This is a genomic window from Arsenicicoccus sp. UBA6765, from assembly GCF_002453335.1.
Taxonomy (GTDB): Bacteria; Actinomycetota; Actinomycetes; order Actinomycetales; family Dermatophilaceae; genus Arsenicicoccus; species Arsenicicoccus bolidensis.
This window is the reverse complement of record NZ_DKGR01000053.1, coordinates 62,327-82,184: the sequence shown is the minus strand read 5'-3', so window position 1 is coordinate 82,184 and position 19,858 is coordinate 62,327. Positions and strand designations below refer to the sequence as shown.

The window sequence follows — 19,858 nt, the reverse complement described above, 5'->3', positions numbered from 1 at the left end:
TACGGGCGATCAGTCGTGCTTGGGGACCAGGGCGCAGACCAGGGCGCCGAACACCGCGACCCCGGCGAACACGTAGAACGCGGTGGCGGCCGTCGCGGTCGGGCCGGCCAGGGCCGCGATGACCAGGCCGCCGATGATCGAGCCGGTGTTGAGCAGCAGGAGGAAGGTCAAGGAGTAGGTCGCGTTGAAGCCGTAGGACTCCATGATCCGCGGGAGCCAGGTGTTGAGGCCGTAGGTCAGCAGCAGGCCGGAGAAGGACATGAAGCCGAGCAGGATCGTGGGCACGAGATAGCTGCCGGTGAACAGCCCGCGGAAGCCGACCCGCTCGACGGCCTGGGGCGCGACGGGGGCGGACTCGATCGAGCCGGTCGAGCCGGTCGCGCTGGACGAGCGGGCAGGCGCCCCGTCCAGGGCCACCCCGGTGCGCTCGGCGACCCGCTGCGCCTCCTCGTGACGACCCTTGGCCTCGAGCCACTTCGGCGACTCGGGGATCTTCTTCCACGCGAACGGCAGCAGGATCACCAGAGGCAGGGCGCCGATCCAGAACAGCCCGCGCCAGCCGACGATCGGCAGCGCCACCAGGGCGATGATCGAGGCCAGGACGCCGCCGGCCGGGATGCCGGAGTAGACGAGGGCGTTGAAGAGGTTCTTCTTGTCGATCGGCGCGAACTCGGCGACGACCGCGCCCAGGGTGGCCAGCAGCGCGCCCAGCCCGATCCCCGTCAGGAGCCGCATGGCGCCGAAGTAGGTGAAGTTCATGGAAACGGCGGTGAGGGCCATGCCGATGGAGAACCACGCGATGGACCCGAGGACGATCTTGCGGCGGCCGATGTGGTCGCCGACGGCGCCGGCCGCGAGCGCGCCGATCATGACGCCGATCAGCGCGTAGGAGCCGATGGTGCCCGCCTGGGCCGCGTTCAGGCTGCCGAGCTGGCTGGGGTCCTTGAGCAGCCGGGACACGATCGTGCCGTAGACGACGATGTCGTAGCCGTCGAAGATCAGGGCGGCGCAGGACAGCGCGAGGATCCAGTAGGTCTCGGCCATCTGCTTGACGGTCCGGGTCGCCGAGGACCCCGGCAGGTGCGTGTCCTGCAGGAGGTGGTCAGTAGTCTCTGCGGGCTCTGCGGGCTCTGCTGACTGGGGGGATGCCGCCCGGTCGGGGATGGTGCTCATCCGTGGCCTCCGTTGGCTCGGTCGTGAGGGGGGCGCGTCGTGCGGGGCTGGCACGGATCGCTCTGCGCACCAGTAACGCCCGGGGCGTCCACCCGCCGTAAGACCGCGACACCGGACAACTCCGCATGCGAGACGAAGTCGGACGGCATACGGTGTGAACCCGCCGACTGACTCGCAGGGCGAGACAGCGCCGAGGGCTGGCAGGACGGCCACGAAGGGGTGGCGGATGAGCACGAGCTATGGGCAGTCCCTGTCGTCCCTGGACGCCGGGCTGCGGGCGATGACCCTCTTCACGACCCACGACGTCCTCACCGTGACGCTGGTCGCGCGCGAGCTGGGCTGCTCGAGGGCGACGTCGTACCGCATCCTCAACACCCTGAGAAACCGCGACATCGTCATGCTCGGGCCCGGTGGGCGCGGCTACTACCCCGGCCCGGCGCTCGTCGAGCTGAGCCGTCCCCGCGGGCTGGACCAGGCGGACCGGGCCCGGCTGCGACCCGTCATCGAGGAGGCGGTCTCGCTGACCGCCGAGACCGTGCACGTGGCGGCGCTGATCGGCACCCAGGTGCTCTTCTTCGACGGCCAGGAGCCCGACCGGGCCGTGCGGGCCAGCCTGCGGCCAGGCTACCTCCGGCTGGCCCACGCGATCTCGGCCGGCAAGCTGCTGCTCGCGCAGTTCACCGACGAGCAGGTCCTGCGGCTCTATCCCGACGAGCGCCTGGGCCGGGTCACTCCCTGGACGGTCATCAGCCGCGGGCAGCTCATGGCGGACATCCGGACGATCCGCGAGCAGGGCTACGCCACCAACCAGCAGCAGACCGAGGTCGGCCTCGGCGGCGTGTCGATCCCGCTGCCCGGGCGCAGCTGGCGCGAGCGCGTGGCGCTGTGCGCCACCATCCCCATCGACCGCGCCACGCCCGCCGACCTCGAACGCGTGCGGCAGGGCCTGCAGCACGCGGCGCGTCGCCTGCGCTAGCCGCTCAGACGACCGTGGCGCCGAGCGACTCCGCGACGAGGGCGGCCTGCGCCAGGTCGATCGTGACGCCGCGCAGGTCGACCTCGGCGAGCTGCACCCCGGACAGGTCGCTCCCGACGAGGGAGGCGCCGCGCAGGAGGGCTCCCCGGAGCGAGGCTCGCGCCATACGGCAGGAGTGGAGCGAGGCACCCGTCAGGTCGGCCTCGGTGAGGTCGACCTCCTCGAGGTTGAGCCCGGTGAGCTCGACTCGCCGCAGGTCGGCCTGCCGCAGGGAGACGTAGGACCAGTCTCCGCCGTCGACGGTGAGGGGCAGGAGGGTGCAGCCCACCAGCTCGGAGCCGGTGAGCTTGCAGCCGACCAGGGTCGCGTCGAAGAAGGAGGTCCGCTCGAACGTGCAGCCGGTGAGCCGGGTGCGCTCGAGCCTGGCGGCGTTGAGCCGGACGTTGCGGAACCGGGTCCCCTCGAACGCACAGTCCGTGATGGTCGCCTCGGTCAGGTCGACGTCCACCAGCTCGCAGTCCACGAGGCGCTCCCCCACGAGCTCGCGGGCGTACCAGTCCTCGCCGGAGAAGCGCCGGCCGGTCACGTCGGTAGTCATGACGCCAGCATGCCAGTGCGGTGAAGGGGTTGACCGCTGAGGCTAACGCCGTTAGCGTCAATGTCATGGCTAACGCCGTTAGCCCCTGGGTCGAGGAGAGCTCCATGTCCGTCCGTCCGATCGTCACCGTCGCCGCTTCCATCGTGCTCGTCGTCGCGCTCGTCGCCGTCGCGTCCTACCTCTGGTCGCGTCGCAGCCCGCACGTCATCGAGGCCACCAGCGAGATCCGGGCCACGCCGGCCGAGGTGTGGCAGGTACTCGTCGACAACGACCGCTACCCGGAGTGGAACCCCTCGATCACCCGCAGCGAGGGCCGTCTCGAGGTGGGTGGGACCGTCACCAACACCGTCCGCCTCGGGGACGGCACCATGACCTTCACGCCCGAGGGCCTGGCCGTGCGCCCCGGGCGCGAGCTGCGGTGGGTGGGCCGGACCTACCTGCCTCGGGTGGCGGACGGGGAGCACTCCTTCGTCCTGGAGGAGATCCACCCCGGAGTCACCCGCCTCACCCAGCGCGAGGAGTTCACCGGCGTGATCGTGCCGTTCGCGTCCGGTCTGCTGGCCGGGATGGACGAGGAGTTCGCCGCGGTCAACGCCGCGCTGGCACGCCGGGTCGAGGCGGTCCGGGGGTCCGTCGGCGCCGGCCGCTAGCGTCGACCCCGTGACCACGCCACCTGCCCCACCCCCCGTGCCCGCCCGCACGGCCCGCCAGGCCGAGATCGTCCAGGCGGCCCGCGCGCTGCTGACGTCCGGGGGGTGGGGCTGCGTCACGGCGCGCGCCGTGGCCGATCGGCTCGGCATCAAGGCCCCGTCGCTCTACAAGCACGTGACCGGGCTCGACGACATCCGGGTCGCCCTGCTCACCGATGCCCTGGTCGAGTCCGGCACCCGCCTGCACGAGGCCGTGGCGCAGGACCGCACGGTCGCGTCGGTCGCGTCGGCCTATCGCGACCTGGCGCGACGCGAGCCCCAGCTCTATCGCCTCGCCACGGTGGAGCCGCTCGCCCGCGACGCCCTGCCGGCCGGCCTCGAGGAGTGGGCCGGCTCGCCGTTCTGGCTCGTCACCCCCGGCGGCGACCCGGCCCGCGCCCAGGCCCTGTGGGCGTGGTGCCACGGCATGGCGATCCTCGAGATCGAGGACCGGTTCCCGCCGGGGTCGCCCCTCGACCAGACCTGGGCCGTCGGGGCGGCGGCGTTCGCGTCATGACGCGGACCCTGTGGATCGACGCGACCTTCCGGACGCTCGACCCCGACCGGCCCACGGCCACCGCGCTGCTGACCGAGGACGAGCACGTCCTGGCCGCAGGAGACGTGGCCGAGCTGCGCGCCCACACCACCGGCATCACCAGCACGATCGGCCTGGGTGGCGCGACGGTGACCCCGGGGCTGGTGGACGCCCACATCCACACGGCGGGCTACGCGCGCGACCTGACCACGGTCGACCTGCGGGACTGCACCACCCAGCGGGAGGCGCTCGCCGAGATCGCGCGGTTCGTGGCGGGGCTCGAGCCCGGGCGGTGGCTCTTCGGTGGGCGCTGGGACGCCAACGACTGGCCCGAGGGACTGCCGGACCGCGACGTCCTCGACCGGGTCTGCCCCGACCGACCGGCCATCCTGCCGTCCATCGACGGCCACACGCACTGGGTCAGCTCCCCTGCCCTGCAGCAGCTCTCGATCGACGACCACACCCCCGACCCGCCCGGCGGCACCATCGAGCGCGATGCCGTGGGCAGGGCGACGGGGATCCTGCGCGAGTCCGCCACCATGGCCGGCGAGCACCTCATGACGCTCCACTCCGGCGACCTCACCGACCAGCTGCGGGTGGCCCAGCAGCGCCTGCTCGCCGTGGGCCTCACCGGGGTCCACTGCTTCGACGGCGAGGACGCCACGGCGGCATACGAGACCTTGCGAGCCGCAGGCGAGCTCACGATCCGGGTCCACAAGTCCGTCCCGCTGACCGCCCTGGACCAGGCGATCGACGAGGGCCGCCGCACCGGCGACGGGGACGACTGGCTGTCCACGGGGCCGGTCAAGGTGTTCAGCGACGGTGCCCTCGGGTCGCACACGTGCCACATGGGCGAGCCGTTCCCGGGCGGCGGGCGCGGGATGGAGGTCATCAGCGTGCCCGACCTCGTGGACGTCGTCGTCCGGGCGACGCGCGCCGGCCTCGGCGTCGCCACGCACGCCATCGGCGACGAGGCCAACCATCGGGTGCTGACGGCGTATGCCGAGGCCCGGCGCCTCGCGGGGCCGCCGGCCGTGCGCCACCGGGTCGAGCACACCCAGCACCTGCGACCGGGCGACGTGGCACGGCTCGCGGCCCTCGACGTGGTCGCGAGCATGCAGCCGACCCACTGCACCAGCGACATCCGGCTCGTGGAGCGGCTGCTGGCGGGCCGGGACCTGCGGTCCTATGCCTGGGCGAGCCTGCTGCGGGCCGGGGCCCTGGTGGCGCTCGGGTCCGACGCGCCGGTCGAGGAGCCCGACCCGATGGCGGGGATCCAGGCAGCGGTGACCCGTCAGGAGCCCGAGACGGGCCACCCCGCAGGGGGATTCGAGCCGCACGAGAGACTCACGATCGACCAGGCGGTGCACGGGTTCACCGTCGCCCCGGCCCGGGCGGCCGGCCTGGCGGCACCCACGGGGACGCTGCGCCCGGGAGCGCCCACCGATCTCGTGGCCTGGAGCGGAGACCCCTGGCGGGTGCCCGCCACCGAGCTGGGTGCGCTGCGCGCCCTGACGACGGCGGTCGGCGGCGTGGTGCGTCGCACCACGGCGTGACGGGTCAGGCCCCGGACGCCCCGACGCGCTCGACGTTGCTCGACAGCCCCTGGATGACGCGCGGCTTGGGCGCGATCACCGTGGCGGCCGGCGGGACGTCGCGCAGGACGGCGACGTTGGGCCCGATGGCGGCATGGTCGCCCACGGTGATCTTGCCGGCCACGACCGCGTTGACGCCGATGCTGACACCGTCGCCCACGACGGGAGCCTGGTCGCCGAAGGTCTCGCCGCCGGTCGTCCCCCCGATCGTGCAGCCCTTGCGCAGCACGCAGTCGTCGCCGATGACCGAGCCCGGGTGGATGCCGATGGCGGCCTCCTGGACGATGACGCGCCGGCCGATGCTGGCGGTGCGCGGGATGTCGATGCCGTAGACGTTGACCGAGACGCGGTGGCCGACGGTGTAGGCCAGCTCGGCGCCGCGACGCTTCCAGGTCGGCTCGTGGTCGGAGTCGAGGGCCCACCGACCGAGGCGGTAGGCGGCCAGCGCGTGGAAGCCGGGCTCGAGCCACCCGAGGTTGGTCTGTCTGTCCTCGCGGATCGTCCGCAACAGGGCGGAGCCGTCGAGCAGACGGGCCTTGAGGGGGTTGGCCGGCCGTGCGGCGTCATGCTGCGTCATCGATGCTCCTCCGCGTGCGGCAGCCCCGCTCCTGACGTCACGATCGCGGTTACGCTGCGTGATGGGGTGGCGACACCCACACCTGGGGCTCACCCTATCGGGGAAACCTGGGTGGATCCGGGACCCGCCACGACCGAGAACGTCAAACCGTCGATGCGCGTCCGCAGCTCGGCGTCCTCGGACAGCTGTCGACCCACCTCGGCGAGCACCAGGTGCAGGGTCTCGCGGTCCAGCCCCCGCGGCACGACCACGTCGACCCGCAGCTCGCCGGAGGGGGTGAGCCCTCCGACCCGGACGTCCTGGACGAGCCCCGCCAGCCGCTCCTCGGCGAGCACCACCCGACGACCGCCGTCGATCGACTCCTGCACCACCACGTCGCGGTCGGCCGGCACCCAGGCCCGCCCTTGGGCGAGGGCGTAGACCATGGACGGCCGCAGGACCCGGTGCTGGTCCGACCCCAGGTCGAGCACGAGCAGGTCGCAGCGCTCCTGGACGGCGGCCTGGCCGAGGGTCTGGGCGGTCACGGGGACGGGTCGGGCCGAGGGGTCCCACGCGGCCAGGGTCGCGAGGCCGGTGAACGCCGGCAGGGCCCGCTCGCCATCGGGGCTGGTCAGGACGACGGTGGCCATGTCCGCCACGGAGTCGGTGCCCACGGCCGCCCCCTCGCCCGGCGCCGCGACGACGGGCACGAAGAACCGGGCCGCCGACACCGCGCTCATGAGGGACTCGTCGTCCACGTCGCCGTCCAGCGCCGCGGCGAGCCGCGGGTCGACCTCGCCCCGGTCGTCGCTGAACGGGTTGTCGGTCAGCTCGCGGCCGTGCCACGGCACCCCGCCCGTGTCATGGCCATGGGAGGCGTCGTGGCCCGCCATACGGCGCTCGATCCGTGGGTCGCGCTCTCGGTCGCTCATCGCCGCCAGCTCGGCCGGCCGGCCGCGTCGAGGGCCTCGGGGAGCGTGAAGGCGCCCTTGTAGAGCGCGGACCCGACGATCGCGCCCTCGACCCCCTCGGCCACGAGACCCCGGATGGCCACGATGTCGTCGAGGGTGGAGAGGCCTCCGGAGGCGACGACGGGGCGGTCGGTCGCGGCGCAGACCTGACGCAGCAGGTCGACGTTGGCGCCCGCCATCATGCCGTCCTTGTTGACGTCCGTGACGACGTAGCGGGCGCAGCCCTCGGCGTCCAGGCGCGCCAGCGTCTCCCACAGGTCGCCGCCGTCCTTGGTCCAGCCGCGGGCCGCCAGGGTCGTGCCGCGGACGTCGAGGCCGATCGCGACCCGGTCACCGACCTCGGCGATCGCGCGCCGCGTCCACTCGGGGTCCTCGAGCGCGGCCGTGCCGATGTTGACCCGGCGGCAGCCGGTCGCGAGCGCCCGCTCGAGGCTCGCCTGGTCGCGGATGCCGCCGCTGAGCTCGACCTTGAGGTCCAGCCGCCCGACGATGTCCGCCAGCAGCTCGTGGTTGGACCCGCGCCCGAAGGCCGCGTCCAGGTCGACGAGGTGGAGCCACTCGGCGCCCTGGTCCTGCCACGCCTTGGCGGCCTGCCAGGGATCGCCGAACTCGCCCCCCGAGCCGGCCACTCCCTGGACCAGCTGGACGGCCCGGCCGTCCACGACGTCGACGGCGGGCAGGAGCTCGAGGCGGGGGGCGTCAGTCACGGGACCGACGCTATCGCGCTCGCCCGACGTGGCGCCGCGGGCGGTCACCGGGTGGGCAGCAGCCGCTTGTCGACGTCGAGGCGAGCACCGAGGTGGATCTCGAGGTACTCGTTGCGGTCCGGCTGGGTCGCCGAGCGGCCGCCGGTGCCGGGGAAGTTGTTGTCGTTCATCACGGCGATCGTGCGTGCGTCGATGATCTCGACGTCCTCGATCGTGACGAACGGGAACGTGAACGGGTCGCCGGCACCGCCCAGCTGCCGAGGGTTGGTGAGGTCCATGAGGTCGACGAGCAGGTGCTTCTCGACGTAGCCGTCGTTGTCGCGGTCGCGCAGGTCCACGAGGTAGACGCGCTTGACCTGCGCGGTCGGTCCGGCCCCGCCGTCGCGCTCGATGACCATGCCCTGGTGGTCGTTGATCATCGCGAAGTCGCCGATGGCGTGGGCCTTGTCCTCCATGCGGTAGCGCACGACCTCTCCGGTGTAGCGGGCGCCGGCCCGGCCGCCGAGGCGGACGGTGTGGATGCGCAGGTCCTCGGGGTGCCCGGCGGCCTTGTCCTCGGCCGTCGCCCCCTCGAGCAGCGGGTAGAGGGTGCGTCCGTCGGGGCTGATGGCCATGCCTTCGTAGCCCTTGGAGTCGGGGACCTGCGGGGCCTCGCCCGGCTTCAGCGTGGGGTTGGACGGGGACTTCACGCCTGGCGTGGGGATGGGCGCCTGGAGCAGCCGGCCGCGGGCGTCGGTGTGCAGGAGGTAGGGGCCGAACTCGTCGCCGAACCAGAAGGTGCCGTCGGGGGCGATCTGCATCGACTCGGGGTCGAAGTCCCAGCCGGTGAGGCGGCGGTCGGGCGTCGGGCACGTGTAGCCCTGGGGCAAGGACGTGGCTGCGCGGCAGGCGCCGTCGCGCCAGATGGGCCACGGGACGAGGTGGCCGGGGTCGGACAGCTGCATCGGGGTGGCGAGGTAGCGGGTGCGCCCCGTCCGGGTGTCGGGCTTGATGCGGTGCACCGCGAGCAGCGCGTCGGCGGAGTTGGCCTTGGTGCCGAAGCCGTTGTCGCTCATCACGAGGTAGGTCCCGTCCGTGGACCGGTGGGTCGCGGAGAAGCCCTGGACCGGCTGGCCCTTGAAGGGTGCCGGGACGGCGGCGTTGCCGGTGACCCAACGACCGCTCGGCTCGCTGCCGGGGACATAGGTCTCGGTGGGGAGCACCGCCCAGCCGGTGAGCTGCGCGGCCGAGGCGTGGGGCAGCGGGCGATCGTTAGACGGGCCCCTCCCCTGGCCGCGGTGGTCGGGTCCCGTGCTGTCGGGGCCCGCGGTGGCAGGGAGGGCCGTGGCGGCGGCGAGACCGAGGGCGAGGACGGTGGTGGCGAGGCGGCGCATGGCGACTCCTGTGGCGCGGGCGGGTCCGGTTGGGTCTGCTCCCCCATCCCAGCCGCCGTCCGCGACCTGCGCGTCGCGCCCGGTCGACGACGAGGCGACGAGCAGGTGACGGGCACGCGTCGCGACGGTCAGCGCGCCAGGGCGCCCAGCGCCTTGACGAGCCGGTGGACGTCCTCGTCCGAGGTGTATGGCGCCAGGCCCACACGCACGCCGACGTCGGGCTCGAGGCCCAGCCGCCGCCAGGCCTCGTAGGCGTAGAAGTGCCCGGCCGGCGCGAGGACGCCCTGCTCGAGGAGGCCGCGGCTGACCTCGTCGCCGGGCACGCCGTCGACGACGAGGTAGGACGTGGGTGTGCGCTCCGACGCGCGGGACAGGACACGCACGCGAGGCAGCTCGACCAGGCTGTCCTCGAGGAGGCGGTGGAGGCGGTGCTCGTGCTCGTGGACCGCCTCCCACGAGGCGCGGAGCCGGGCGCGTCGGGTGGGGGCGTCGCCGGGTGCCAGCCCCGCGATCAGCTCGACCGTGGCCGTGACCCCGGCCAGCAGCTCGTAGGGGAGGGTGCCCAGCTCGAAGCGCTCGGGGACCTCGTCGGTCGACGGGAGCAGCTTGTCGGGGTGCAGGTCGTCCAGCAGCGCCGGGTCGGCGGCGAGGACGCCGCAGTGCGGCCCGAGGAACTTGTAGGGAGAGCACACCAGCGAGTCGGCGCCGAGGGCCTCGCGGTCGACCAGGCGGTGCGCCGCGAGGTGGACGGCGTCGACGTGCAGGAGGGCGCCGGCGTCGTGGGTGATCTCGGCGGCCCCGACCACGTCGGGGATCGTGCCGAGCAGGTTGGACGCGCCGGTCATGGCGACCAGGCGGGTCCGCTCCCCCACGACCTCGCGGAGGGCGTCCAGCGGCAGCTCTCCGGTGGCGGGGTCGAGCTCCCACCACCGTATGACGGCGCCGACGCGCTCAGCGGCCCGGATCCACGGCCGGACGTTGCTGTCATGGTCGAGGCTGGTCACGACCACCTCGTCGCCCGGGCGCCAGGTGTCGGCCAGCGCGCGCGCGAGGTCGTAGGTGAGGGCCGTCGCGCTGCGCCCGTGCACGATGCCGCGGGGGTCGCTGCCGAGCAGGTCGGCCCCGGCCGCCCGGAACTGCTCGACCTGCCTCTGGGCGTTGCGCTGGGAGGTGGCGCCCGTGCCGCGGTTGGACAAGGGCGCGCACAGCGCCGCCGCGATGGCCTCGCCGACGTCGCGCGGCGTCTGCGTGCCGCCGGGCCCGTCGAAGTAGGCCGTGCCCTCCTCGAGGGCGGGGATGCGCGCGCGGAGGGCGGCCACGTCATGTGTCATGGCGCCATCCTGCCCCTCGGACGCGCCGGCCGCGCAGCGATCCCCGGCGCGGTCAGCGGAGGGTGGCGACCCAGTTGGCGAGCAGCTGCTTCCCGGCGTCGCCGGACTTCTCCGGGTGGAACTGGGTCGCGGACAGGGGGCCGTTCTCGACGGCGGCCACAAAGCGCGTGCCGTGCTCGGCCCAGGTCACGCGGGGGGCGACGACCTCGAACGGCCCGTGCGGGTCGAGGGTCCAGTCCTGCACGGCGTAGGAGTGAACGAAGTAGAAGCGCTCGTCCTGCACCCCGTCGAGCAGGACGGTGCCCTGGGGCGCCTCGACCCGGGACCACCCCATGTGCGGCACGACCTCGGCCGGCAGGCGGTCCACGGTGCCGGGCCACTGGTCCAGGCCGGGGACGGCGCCCTGCACGGACGGCTCGCTGGACCCCTCGAACATCGCCTGCATGCCCACGCAGACGCCGAGCACGGGCCGGGACCCGGAGAGGCGGACGTCGATGAGCCGGTGACCATCGACCGCCCGCAGCCCCCGCATGCAGGCGTGGAAGTTGCCCACCCCGGGGACGAACAGCCCGTCGGCGTCCAGCACGCTGCGCTCGTCGGCGGTCAGCGTCACGTGCGCGCCCACGCGCTCCAGAGCGCGCACGGCCGAGCGGACGTTGCCGCTGCCGTAGTCGAGCACGACCACCTCGGGTGCGGTCACAGACCCTCCTCCACCTCGGCATCCAGACGCTGCTCGTCGGACACCACCTTGTCGAACCGCCGGACGGACTCGTCCTTGGGCGTCACCAGCTCGGCGCCTGGCAGGTCGGCGGCGGACACGCCGCGAACCAGCTCGGCGCCTGGCAGCCCCAGCAGGACCGCCAGGTCGATCAGCACCTCCTCGGCCGTGCCCCCCGGGTCGGCGAGCACGTCGTGGATGGCGCCCGGCGCGCCCTGGTCCCGGGCGAATCCCGCGGCCCGGGCGAGGTCGGTCGGGCGCGCCAGGGGGAAGCCGGGCACGGGGCCGGGCCCCTCGCCCGGGATCCACAGGACCCAGCGCGCTCCCCCGCGCCAGCGGCTCGGCCAGCACGTGACCACCGCTCGGCCGTCGTCGACGAAGAGCCCCACGGCGGGGCGCAGGTCGTGCCGGACGGGGTGCGCGGCGAGCATGGCGACGCCGTCGCGGTAGGGGGCCATGGCTCGGCTGGGGCCGGCTGCGGCGAGGGCGGTCCAGGGGGTGCCCGCAAGGACGTGCACCGGCAGGGTGCCGCGTCGCACCCACCGGATCACGCGATCGCGTCGGCCCCTGACCAGGAGCACCCCGTGCTCCATGACCGTCAGAGGGCTCCCTTGGCGCTGGGGATGCCCTGGACCCGCGGGTCGGCCTGGCAGGCGAAGCGCAGCGCGCGGGCGAAGGCCTTGATCTGCGCCTCGACCACGTGGTGGGGGTCGCGGCCGGACAGGACGCGCACGTGCACGGCGATCTGGGCGTTGTGCGCGATGGACTCGAAGACGTGCCGGGTCAGCGAGCCGACGTACTGCCCGCCGATGATGACGTACTCCTGGCCGGCGGGCTCGCCCTCGTGCACGACGTAGGCGCGGCCGGCGACGTCGACGACGGCCTGGGCGAGCGCCTCGTCGAGCGGGACCATGGCGTCGCCGAAGCGGGAGATGCCGCGCTTGTCGCCGAGCGCCTCGCGCAGCGCCTGGCCGAGGCAGATGGCGACGTCCTCGACGGTGTGGTGGGCGTCGACGTCGACGTCGCCCTCGGCGCGGACGGTGAGGTCCATCAGCGAGTGCTTGGCGAGCGACTCGAGCATGTGGTCGTAGAAGCGGACGCCGGTCGACACGTCGCCGCGGCCGGTGCCGTCGAGGTCGAGGGTGAGCTCGATGCGCGACTCGGACGTCGCGCGCGTGATGGTGGCGGTGCGGTGGGTCGTGCTCGGTGCCTGCAGGTCGGTCATCAGGACTCCAGTCGGTGGGTCGGGGCGAGCTCGCGCAGGGCGTCGAGGAAGGCATCTGTCTCGGCCGGCGTGCCCGCCGTCACCCGAAGGTAGTGCGGGATGCCGACGTCGCGGACGAGGACACCCCGGTCGAGCAGGGACTGCCAGGTGCCATGGGCGTCCGCGACGTTGCCGAAGAAGACGAAGTTGGCGTCGCTGGCCACGGGGGTGAAGCCCATCGCGGACAGCTCGATGACCATGCGGTCGCGCTGCTGCTTGATGGCCTCGACGGTGCCGAGCATGAGGTCGGCGTGCTCGAGGGCGGCCCGTGCGACGGCCTGCGTGACGGACGACAGGTGGTAGGGCATGCGGACCAGGCGCAGCGCGTCGACCAGCGCCGGGTCGGCGACCAGGTAGCCGAGACGTCCCCCGGCGAGCGCGAAGGCCTTGCTCATGGTGCGGGTGACCACGAGTCGCGGACGCCCGGCCAGCAGCGTCAGTGCCGACGGGGTGCCGGGGCGGGCGAACTCGGCATACGCCTCGTCGACGATCACGACGGCGCGGGGGGCCGCGTCGTGGACGGCCACGACCGTGTCGAGGTCGAGGGCGGTGCCGGTCGGGTTGTTGGGCGAGCAGAGAAAGACCAGGTGCGGGTCGACCTCGCGGACCTGCGCGACCGCGGACGCCGTGGACAGGTCGAACCGGTGCGCCACGTCGTCGAAGCCCTCGCCGCGGCGACCGTGCACGAAGGCCGTGCCGGTCGTCTCGGTGATGATCGGATGCATGGAGTAGGCCGGGGTGAAGCCGAGGGCGCGGCGGTCGGGGCCGCCGAAGGCCTGCACCAGGTGCAGCAGCACCTCGTTGGAGCCGTTGCCGGCCCACACCTGCGCCGCCTCGACCGCGACCCCGGACGTGCGGGTCAGGTAGCCGGCGAGCGCCTCGCGCAGCGCGGTGAACTCGCGGTCGGGATAGCGGTTGAGGTCGGGGACGACCTTGGTGACCGCCTCGGCCACCGCGTCCACGACGACCTGCGGCACGGGGTAGGAGGACTCGTTGGTGTTGAGCTGGACCGGGACGTCGAGCTGCGGCGCGCCGTAGGCCGTGCGACCGCGCAGGTCCGGGCGCAGCAGCCCCTCGATCTGGACGGCCGCGCGAGAAGCGCTGTCGCTCATGCGCGCTCCCCCGCCGGCGCCGGGACCTCGTCGCCGAACCGCGCCGTGACCGCCTGCCCGTGGCCGGGCAGGTCCTCGGACTGGGCGAGCGTGACCACGTGCCGGGCGACGTCGCGCAGCGCCGCCTCCGAGTAGTCGACGACGTGGATCCCGCGCAGGAAGGACTGGACCGACAGGCCGCTGGAGTAGGCCGCGGACCCTCCGGTGGGCAGCACGTGGTTGGATCCCGCCGCGTAGTCGCCGAGGCTCACCGGCGAGTAGGGGCCGACGAAGATCGCGCCGGCGTTGCGGATGCGAGCGGCCACCGCGGCGGCGTCACGGGTCTGGACCTCGAGGTGCTCGGCGGCGTAAGCATCGACCACGCGCACCCCCTCGTCCAGGTCGTCCACGAGGACGATGCCGGACTGGGTGCCGGTCAGCGCGGTGCGGACCCGCTCGGCGTGCTTGGTCTCGGGGACGCGCCGCTCCACGGCCGCGACGACGGCCCGGGCCAGCTCCTCGGAGTCGGTGACCAGCACGGACCCCGCGAGCGGGTCATGCTCGGCCTGGCTGATCAGGTCCGCCGCGACGTGCTCGGGGTCGGCCGAGTCGTCGGCGAGCACCGCGATCTCGGTCGGCCCGGCCTCGGCGTCGATGCCGATGACGCCCTGCAGCAGCCGCTTGGCCGAGGCGACGTAGACGTTGCCCGGCCCGGTGACCAGATCGGCGGGCTCGATCGCAGGGGTGCCGGTCGCGTCGTCGGCGGCCACGCCGTAGGCGAACATCGCGACGGCCTGGGCCCCGCCCACGGCATACACCTCGTCCACCCCGAGGAGGGCGCACGCGGCGAGGATCGTCGGGTGCGGGTAGCCCGCGAACACCCCGGAGCTCTCGCGCTGGGGCGGGCTGGTCACCGCGAGGGAGCCGACGCCGGCCTCCTGCGCGGGGACGACGTTCATCACCACGCTGGAGGGATAGACGGCCAGACCGCCGGGGACGTAGAGCCCCACGCGCTCGACCGGCACCCACCGCTCGGTGACCGTCCCGCCGGGCACGACCTGGGTGGTGACGTCCTCGCGACGCTGGGCGCGGTGGACCCGGCGAGCCCGCTCGATGGAGACCTCGAGGGCGGCCCGCACGTCGGGCTCGAGCCGCTCGACGGACGCCGCGAGCACCTCGGCCGGGACCCGCAGGCTCGGGGGACGGACCCCGTCGAAGCGCTCCCCCAGCTCCAGCAGGGCCTGCGCCCCACGATGACGCACGTCGTCGCAGATCGGACGGACGACGTCGAGGGCGGCCTCCACGTCGAGCTCGGCCCGGGGCAACGCGTCGCGCAGCGCGCGTGCGTCGAGCACGCGACCGCGCAGGTCATCGATCGAGAGCATGCGGGCCAGTCTAGGTGGTGGGTCGGACAGGCCCGCCGCCCGTCTCACCCGGGTCGGTCGGTCACAATGAGCCGTATGACCTACCCCTACGCCACGGCTCCGCCACGGCCGCGGATCCCGGACCTGCCCCCGCGCGCGACGGAGTACCACCAGCTCCTGCGCGGGCCGAGGCACCGCTGGTGGCGGCCGTTGCTGTCGGTCGTCATCGTGGTCGCGTCCCTGCTCATGGTGGTCATCGCCGTCTCCGGGATCGCGGCCGCCGTGGTGGTCGGGTCCGGTGGCGACCTCGAGGAATGGATGGCCTCGGCGGCGTCCGGCCGGATGTCGCCGTCGGCCTTCCTGTCCACCAACCTCATGCTGGCGGCGCTGATCCCGGTCTCGCTCTTTGCCATCTGGGTCGGGCACACCGTCAACCCCCGGTGGGTGCAGTCCGTGACCGGGCGCTTCCGGTGGGGCTGGTTCGCGCGCTGCCTGGCGGTCCTCACCCCGCTCTGGCTCGCCTACCTCGCCGTCGGGACCCTGGTCGACGGCCTGCCGGACGGCGGCCGCTCCGCGGACTGGGTCGCCCTGCTCGCCATCATGCTGCTCACCACGCCGCTGCAGTGCGCGGGCGAGGAGCTGCTCTTTCGCGGATGGGTGCTGCAGAGCCTCGGGTCGTGGTTCTCCCACCGCTGGGTCGCGCTCGCGGTGCCGACGGTCGTCTCCTGCCTGGCCTTCGGTGCGGCGCACGGCAGCTCGGACCCCTGGACCTTCGCCGACCTGGCGGTGTTCGCCGTCACGGCGTGCCTGCTGACCTGGCGGACCGGCGGCCTGGAAGCGGCCATCGCCCTGCACGTCGTCAACAACATGCTGGTGATGGCGCTGTCGCTCGCGCTCGGCGGCTTCGACGAGGGCTTCATCGACGGCGACACCAAGGGTTCGCCGCTCGCCGTCCTGACCTCCGTCGTGATCATGGCCATCGCCTACGCCCTGGTCGCCTGGCAGGCGCGACGCGTGGACCTGCAGCGCCGCAGCACCCCGCAGATCCCGCCACCACCCGTCGTGCCCCTCGCCCCGGGCCCGGTGCCCCCGGTGCCCCCGGTGCACCCGGTGCACCCGGTGCCGCAGCCGGGGCAGGACGGCGGCCACGCCGGCGGGTGGCACCCGCCATACGGCAGCTGAGTCAGGCATGGGTCCTGCCACGGGCTCCGGCTCCTCGCTCGTCTCGGTCGGGAGCACCGCCGACGTCGTCCGCCTCGTCCTCGTCGTCGCGCTGCTCGCGCTCGCGGCCGCGGGCGTCCACCGGTGGGGCGGCCTGGGTCACTCGGGCGCGACCCTCACCGCTGCGGGCCGGGCAACGGTCCAGCTCGCCGTCGTGGGCCTGCTCATCGCCGCGGTGCTCGAGAGCTGGTGGCTCACCCTGGGCTTCGTCGCGCTCATGCTGGGCGTGGCGTCCGTGACCGCCGGCCGACGGGTGCTGCCCGGCCGCGGGACCTGGTGGGCGGCGCTGCCGGTGTGCCTCGGCGCCGTCCCGGTCGGGCTCGCGCTCGCCGTCTCCGGCGTGATCCCCCTGCGGCCCGTGGCCCTGGTCCCGATCCTCGGCATCCTGATCGGCAACGCCATGACGGCCACCACGCTGGCCGGCAAGCGCACCCTCGACGCGCTGGTGACCCGGCACGGGGAGTTCGAGGCCGGCCAGTCGATCGGCCTCGTCGACCGCGACGCGGCCCTGCTCGTCGCCCGGGAGGACGCCGCCCTCGCGCTCGTCCCCGGCATGGACCAGACCCGCACCGTGGGTCTCGTGACGCTGCCCGGGGCGTTCGTCGGGACGCTGCTCGGTGGGGCGACGCCGCTCGAGGCCGCCGCCGTCCAGCTCGTCGTCCTGGCGGCGCTGCTGCTCGTGCAGGCGCTCGCCGTCGTGACCATGCTCGAGCTGGTCGCGCGTGGCCGCATCGGCGACTACGGCCGCCGCACCGACTGAGGTCAGGCGCTCCAGGCGATCCTGTCCACGAGCATCGAGAGCGGCTCGGGCAACTCGTCGCGCGACAGCTCGGCGGCGAGCACCCCGGCGACCTGCTCCTTACGCCCGGACGCGACGCCGCAGAAGCGATGGAGCTGCTCGGCCAGCGGACGGTCGGCCCACGCCGGCTGGATCTGCAGCGCCTCGAGCTTGCCGCCGAGCCCCGCGCTCTGGATCGCCTCGACGGCGCGACTCGTCCCGAGGGCGCGGATCAGCTCGTCCTCCAGGTCCGCCTCGCACACGAAGAAGCCGTACGCCGGCAGGTCGCTCGCGTCGCTGACCGGGCAGCCGTCGGCGACGAGCGCCCGCTCGACGAACCTCACCTCGGCCGCGTCGCACATCCCCACCACGTCGGCGTCCGGCTGGAGCTGCCGGATCTCGGGGAGCACCCGCCCGATGTTGGTGACGCCCTGCAGGTTGCGCAGCTCGACGTGGTCGCCGCCGATCTCGTTGCGGCGCATGATCGCTCGCACGGCGGCGACGTCGCTAGGGCCTTCGAGCAGGGCGATGAGGGATGGCGTGGCACTCATGCGGCCACCCTAGACTCACCCCTCCCCCGGCATGAGCCCGTATGACGTCCGCCCGCTGGCGGGTCGGCCGGCAGCAGCGCGTCATACGTGCAGGCCTCGGTCCTCACGCGAGCCTGCGTCAGCCCACCGCAGCACTCGCAGGGCGCGCAGGGTGTTCCACCGGCTGGGGCGGCCGTCGCCGTCCTCCATCTCGAGGTGCACCAGCCCCGGGTGGGTGTCCTCCAGCAGCCATCGCCCGTCGGACTGGCGCTTCGACCGCACCACCTCGATCGCCTCCGCGGCGCGCGGGTCCGGCCGGGCGCCGCCACGACGGGTCGGTGATCCCCGCGAGGGTCAGCCACGCTTCGAGTGCGGTGACGGGGCACCGGTCGGTCCTGGAGGCGCGGGGGAGGACCACGAGCTCCGGCCGGTCGCCAGTCTGGTTGGTCTTGGAGCGGGGGAGGGTCAGGACCAGCCCGTTGGCGTGCGCGCCCACGTCACGGACCCGCAGGCCCGCGAGTTCGCTGCGGCGTAGTGCGCCGACGAACCCGACGAGTAGGAGCGCTCGGTCGCGGGCACCGGCCAGGTCCGGCTCGGGTGGGCGGCCTTTGGTCTTCCAGGTCTTGGTGACCGGGCAGGCCTCGAGGATGTCGAACAGCTCGGGTGGCATCAATGGGCGGGCTTGGTCCGGGGGAGCGGCGTGGGTGCGCCGGATGCCTTCCCACACCGTCATGACGCGGGCGTTCGAGGTCGGGTCGGGAAGGCCGCGGCCGGCGTGGACGAACTTCAGCGCTGACAGTCGGCGGGACATAGTGCCGACCTTGGCTCCTGCGGCGGCCAGGTCTGACAGGTATGCCGTCACGGTCGAGGCGGCCGCCGGCAACGGGGCACGGTCGTGCTGGGCGCACCACGCGGTGAACTCTCGCCAGTCCGAGGCGTACCCACGCATCGTGTTCTGGGCCCGAGCGGCCGCGACGTATGCGGCTTCCTCGGCCGACAGGGGCTCGCCGGCTGCTAGCTCTTCGACCACTCGGCCCGGGTCCGAGACGGGGGGGCGGTCAGGTTGCGAGTGGACGGGAGATGAGGGTGCACGGACGTGGTCTCCTACAGCGGGCCGCTGGCACGGAGCTGTTCATCGACCCGGTCATCAAGCTTCTTCATGACGCCGTCAGAGACCGTAGGCCCGTGCCGGGGGGCCCACTGCGGCAGGCGGACAGCCTGCTGACGCACGGCATCGGCCAGGCCGGCGGGGTCGGGCAGCAGCGCCCGGTAGGTCTTGTCGTACTGGTCCAGGACCACCTTGCAGACCTCGCGGACGAGCGCTCGGGGGATGACCACGGCGGCGAACGGGATGTGCACTGGCTCGCTCGGTGGCTCGTGCTCCAGCAGCGCCCTCAAACTCGGTCCGTTTGACGACGCCTCGACCTGGTCGTAGGTAACGGCGCGCAGGCCGGGGATCGGGCTCTCGCGGCGCTCATCGTCCGCGGCCCCCTCCGGTGCCTGCGAGGCGGGCTGTCCGATGAGGAACCGCCCGGACTGGGCGAGCATCCGCGCGTCAGGAAACGCGGGCCGGACCAGGACCGGACGCGAGGCACCAGCGCTCAGCGCCTGGTTCAGGGACCATGCCAACCCATCGTCGAGCTCGCTAACGGTCCCTTCCGGGACGGTCATGGTGAGCTCTTCCTCTCCTGCTGTGGCGAACGCGAACAGGGCGGCGTCCTCGCTGTCATCTTCGCCCCTCGACGGTGGGAAGGCGCAGGCGAACCACAGCGCAGTCACCGGGTCGGTGGTCACATCCAAGAGGCGGGTCGGGACGCCGTGGTGCTGCAGGGTGGCCAGGACCTGAAGGTCGGTGTGGAAGGCGCCGTTGTTGGCTCCGATGCCCCAGTCCCTGGCCAGCGTGATCAAGGAGCGCTCAGCCTGTCGCAGCAGGTCGGGCCCGCGTTCGTGGCGTGCCGCCTCGTAGTAATCCGGATAGTCGCGGATGGCGCGCTGCAGGGACGACTCGATCGGCCAGGACGCGCACCGCACCCCACGCCAGACGATCCGTTCGCCCAGAACGCGGGTCAGTGTCAGCCGAGAGACGAGGCGCATGAGCTCGTCGACCGAGCTGATGCGCAGCCCCCAGCCCGAGCTCTCCCAGTCGATCGTGGTCATGCGACCCAGTGTGCCCTGCGAGACGCCAGGCAGTCATTATGACACGGGATTCCGTGCATTATCCCGGGCAATAGGACTGCACGACTGGACCGGAGCGGCCAGGGTAGCGGCTGCTCTGATGGCCGACTTGGACGCTGCGCGTCAGCTCTCGAACACAGTCCACACTAGCCATTTCTCCAGCCCGCCCCGGGCGCATCCGCCCGGCCGTACGGGCATCCTTTCGATAGCCCG

21 protein-coding genes and 1 pseudogene are annotated in these 19,858 nt (G+C 73.3%); 6 read left to right on the top strand and 16 right to left on the bottom strand.

All coding sequences use genetic code 11. The annotated features are described in order from the left end of the window. Window positions 1–9: 9 nt before the first annotated feature. Window positions 10–1,173, bottom strand: a complete 1,164-nt coding sequence (locus B4K29_RS14415) for an MFS transporter (RefSeq protein ID WP_286967866.1) — start codon at window positions 1,171–1,173, stop codon at window positions 10–12. A gap of 226 nt (window positions 1,174–1,399) precedes the next feature. Between B4K29_RS14415 and B4K29_RS14410 the strand changes: the two genes are divergently transcribed. Then, on the top strand, window positions 1,400–2,149 hold the full coding sequence (locus B4K29_RS14410; protein ID WP_286967864.1) for an IclR family transcriptional regulator: 750 nt from the start codon (window positions 1,400–1,402) through the stop codon (window positions 2,147–2,149). Between the two features lie 4 nt (window positions 2,150–2,153). Here the strand turns inward: B4K29_RS14410 and B4K29_RS14405 are convergent, their stop codons facing one another. Continuing rightward, entirely contained in the window at window positions 2,154–2,747 is a 594-nt protein-coding gene (locus B4K29_RS14405) for a pentapeptide repeat-containing protein (protein ID WP_286960582.1), read from the bottom strand. A gap of 65 nt (window positions 2,748–2,812) precedes the next feature. Here B4K29_RS14405 and B4K29_RS14400 point away from each other — a divergent pair, with 65 nt between their 5' ends. The 3 genes from B4K29_RS14400 to B4K29_RS14390 are packed head-to-tail and all read left to right on the top strand — an operon-like array spanning window position 2,813 to window position 5,527. Next, entirely contained in the window at window positions 2,813–3,397 is a 585-nt protein-coding gene (locus B4K29_RS14400; protein ID WP_286967862.1) for an SRPBCC domain-containing protein, read from the top strand. A 10-nt stretch (window positions 3,398–3,407) separates the two neighbouring features. Beyond that, complete coding sequence (locus B4K29_RS14395; RefSeq protein WP_034252611.1) at window positions 3,408–3,953, top strand: TetR/AcrR family transcriptional regulator; 546 nt, start codon at window positions 3,408–3,410, stop codon at window positions 3,951–3,953. Then, window positions 3,950–5,527 carry an amidohydrolase gene (locus tag B4K29_RS14390; protein WP_286967859.1) on the top strand — a complete coding sequence of 526 codons (1,578 nt, stop codon included), beginning with the start codon at window positions 3,950–3,952 and terminating at the stop codon, window positions 5,525–5,527. Before B4K29_RS14395 ends, B4K29_RS14390 begins: the two co-directional genes overlap by 4 nt. 4 nt (window positions 5,528–5,531) lie before the next feature. Here the strand turns inward: B4K29_RS14390 and B4K29_RS14385 are convergent, their stop codons facing one another. From B4K29_RS14385 to hisD, 10 genes are all read right to left on the bottom strand, one after another. After that, entirely contained in the window at window positions 5,532–6,143 is a 612-nt protein-coding gene (locus B4K29_RS14385; protein ID WP_029211417.1) for a serine O-acetyltransferase, read from the bottom strand. Between the two features lie 89 nt (window positions 6,144–6,232). Further along, entirely contained in the window at window positions 6,233–7,054 is an 822-nt protein-coding gene (locus B4K29_RS14380; RefSeq protein WP_286960549.1) for an SseB family protein, read from the bottom strand. Continuing rightward, a complete protein-coding gene (priA, locus tag B4K29_RS14375; RefSeq protein ID WP_286958614.1) occupies window positions 7,051–7,800 on the bottom strand; it encodes a bifunctional 1-(5-phosphoribosyl)-5-((5-phosphoribosylamino)methylideneamino)imidazole-4-carboxamide isomerase/phosphoribosylanthranilate isomerase PriA in 750 nt (249 codons plus the stop codon). The genes B4K29_RS14380 and priA overlap by 4 nt, the downstream gene beginning before the upstream one ends. A 44-nt stretch (window positions 7,801–7,844) precedes the next feature. Further along, the gene (locus tag B4K29_RS14370; protein ID WP_286967857.1) at window positions 7,845–9,173 is read right to left on the bottom strand and encodes an esterase-like activity of phytase family protein; all 1,329 of its coding nucleotides are present in this window, start codon (window positions 9,171–9,173) and stop codon (window positions 7,845–7,847) included. Window positions 9,174–9,301: 128 nt separating this feature from the next. Continuing rightward, the gene (locus tag B4K29_RS14365; RefSeq protein ID WP_286967856.1) at window positions 9,302–10,504 is read right to left on the bottom strand and encodes a cysteine desulfurase-like protein; all 1,203 of its coding nucleotides are present in this window, start codon (window positions 10,502–10,504) and stop codon (window positions 9,302–9,304) included. Between the two features lie 52 nt (window positions 10,505–10,556). Next, complete coding sequence (hisH, locus tag B4K29_RS14360) at window positions 10,557–11,204, bottom strand: imidazole glycerol phosphate synthase subunit HisH (RefSeq protein WP_239264871.1); 648 nt, start codon at window positions 11,202–11,204, stop codon at window positions 10,557–10,559. After that, the gene (locus B4K29_RS14355; RefSeq protein ID WP_239264868.1) at window positions 11,201–11,761 is read right to left on the bottom strand and encodes a hypothetical protein; all 561 of its coding nucleotides are present in this window, start codon (window positions 11,759–11,761) and stop codon (window positions 11,201–11,203) included. Before B4K29_RS14355 ends, hisH begins: the two co-directional genes overlap by 4 nt. Before the next feature lie 59 nt (window positions 11,762–11,820). After that, complete coding sequence (gene hisB, locus B4K29_RS14350; protein WP_239264866.1) at window positions 11,821–12,447, bottom strand: imidazoleglycerol-phosphate dehydratase HisB; 627 nt, start codon at window positions 12,445–12,447, stop codon at window positions 11,821–11,823. After that, window positions 12,447–13,598, bottom strand: coding sequence for a histidinol-phosphate transaminase (locus B4K29_RS14345; protein WP_239264863.1), 1,152 nt, complete (start codon window positions 13,596–13,598; stop codon window positions 12,447–12,449). Before B4K29_RS14345 ends, hisB begins: the two co-directional genes overlap by 1 nt. Then, window positions 13,595–14,962, bottom strand: a complete 1,368-nt coding sequence (gene hisD / locus B4K29_RS14340) for a histidinol dehydrogenase (RefSeq protein WP_239264860.1) — start codon at window positions 14,960–14,962, stop codon at window positions 13,595–13,597. Before hisD ends, B4K29_RS14345 begins: the two co-directional genes overlap by 4 nt. A gap of 75 nt (window positions 14,963–15,037) precedes the next feature. Here hisD and B4K29_RS14335 point away from each other — a divergent pair, with 75 nt between their 5' ends. Both B4K29_RS14335 and B4K29_RS14330 read left to right on the top strand, forming a co-directional pair. After that, window positions 15,038–16,123: a CPBP family intramembrane glutamic endopeptidase gene (locus tag B4K29_RS14335; protein WP_239264858.1), complete on the top strand. Its 1,086-nt coding sequence runs from the start codon at window positions 15,038–15,040 to the stop codon at window positions 16,121–16,123. 7 nt (window positions 16,124–16,130) lie between these two features. Then, a complete protein-coding gene (locus tag B4K29_RS14330) occupies window positions 16,131–16,922 on the top strand; it encodes an ABC transporter permease (protein ID WP_239264856.1) in 792 nt (263 codons plus the stop codon). Between the two features lie 2 nt (window positions 16,923–16,924). Here the strand turns inward: B4K29_RS14330 and B4K29_RS14325 are convergent, their stop codons facing one another. The 4 genes and pseudogenes from B4K29_RS14325 to B4K29_RS14315 form a co-directional block, all read right to left on the bottom strand. Then, window positions 16,925–17,491 carry a hypothetical protein gene (locus B4K29_RS14325; protein WP_239264854.1) on the bottom strand — a complete coding sequence of 189 codons (567 nt, stop codon included), beginning with the start codon at window positions 17,489–17,491 and terminating at the stop codon, window positions 16,925–16,927. Between the two features lie 81 nt (window positions 17,492–17,572). Beyond that, complete coding sequence (locus B4K29_RS14320) at window positions 17,573–17,755, bottom strand: hypothetical protein (protein WP_308191425.1); 183 nt, start codon at window positions 17,753–17,755, stop codon at window positions 17,573–17,575. Window positions 17,756–18,257: 502 nt separating this feature from the next. Then, window positions 18,258–18,500, bottom strand: a pseudogene (locus tag B4K29_RS18475) (site-specific integrase); the annotation flags it as partial. A gap of 74 nt (window positions 18,501–18,574) precedes the next feature. After that, the gene (locus B4K29_RS14315; protein ID WP_239264852.1) at window positions 18,575–19,627 is read right to left on the bottom strand and encodes an FRG domain-containing protein; all 1,053 of its coding nucleotides are present in this window, start codon (window positions 19,625–19,627) and stop codon (window positions 18,575–18,577) included. Window positions 19,628–19,858 lie beyond the last annotated feature (231 nt).

Coding starts and splice junctions, on each gene's coding strand:
- B4K29_RS14390 (WP_286967859.1), top strand. CDS start 3,950: ATGACGCGGACCCTGTGGATCGACGCGACCTTCCGGACGCTCGACCCC.
- B4K29_RS14415 (WP_286967866.1), bottom strand. CDS start 1,173: ATGAGCACCATCCCCGACCGGGCGGCATCCCCCCAGTCAGCAGAGCCC.
- B4K29_RS14385 (WP_029211417.1), bottom strand. CDS start 6,143: ATGACGCAGCATGACGCCGCACGGCCGGCCAACCCCCTCAAGGCCCGT.
- B4K29_RS14315 (WP_239264852.1), bottom strand. CDS start 19,627: ATGACCACGATCGACTGGGAGAGCTCGGGCTGGGGGCTGCGCATCAGC.
- B4K29_RS14410 (WP_286967864.1), top strand. CDS start 1,400: ATGAGCACGAGCTATGGGCAGTCCCTGTCGTCCCTGGACGCCGGGCTG.
- B4K29_RS14400 (WP_286967862.1), top strand. CDS start 2,813: ATGGCTAACGCCGTTAGCCCCTGGGTCGAGGAGAGCTCCATGTCCGTC.
- B4K29_RS14380 (WP_286960549.1), bottom strand. CDS start 7,054: ATGAGCGACCGAGAGCGCGACCCACGGATCGAGCGCCGTATGGCGGGC.
- B4K29_RS14345 (WP_239264863.1), bottom strand. CDS start 13,598: ATGAGCGACAGCGCTTCTCGCGCGGCCGTCCAGATCGAGGGGCTGCTG.
- B4K29_RS14405 (WP_286960582.1), bottom strand. CDS start 2,747: ATGACTACCGACGTGACCGGCCGGCGCTTCTCCGGCGAGGACTGGTAC.
- B4K29_RS14325 (WP_239264854.1), bottom strand. CDS start 17,491: ATGAGTGCCACGCCATCCCTCATCGCCCTGCTCGAAGGCCCTAGCGAC.
- hisB (WP_239264866.1), bottom strand. CDS start 12,447: ATGACCGACCTGCAGGCACCGAGCACGACCCACCGCACCGCCACCATC.
- hisD (WP_239264860.1), bottom strand. CDS start 14,962: ATGCTCTCGATCGATGACCTGCGCGGTCGCGTGCTCGACGCACGCGCG.
- B4K29_RS14335 (WP_239264858.1), top strand. CDS start 15,038: ATGACCTACCCCTACGCCACGGCTCCGCCACGGCCGCGGATCCCGGAC.
- B4K29_RS14365 (WP_286967856.1), bottom strand. CDS start 10,504: ATGACACATGACGTGGCCGCCCTCCGCGCGCGCATCCCCGCCCTCGAG.
- B4K29_RS14330 (WP_239264856.1), top strand. CDS start 16,131: ATGGGTCCTGCCACGGGCTCCGGCTCCTCGCTCGTCTCGGTCGGGAGC.
- B4K29_RS14370 (WP_286967857.1), bottom strand. CDS start 9,173: ATGCGCCGCCTCGCCACCACCGTCCTCGCCCTCGGTCTCGCCGCCGCC.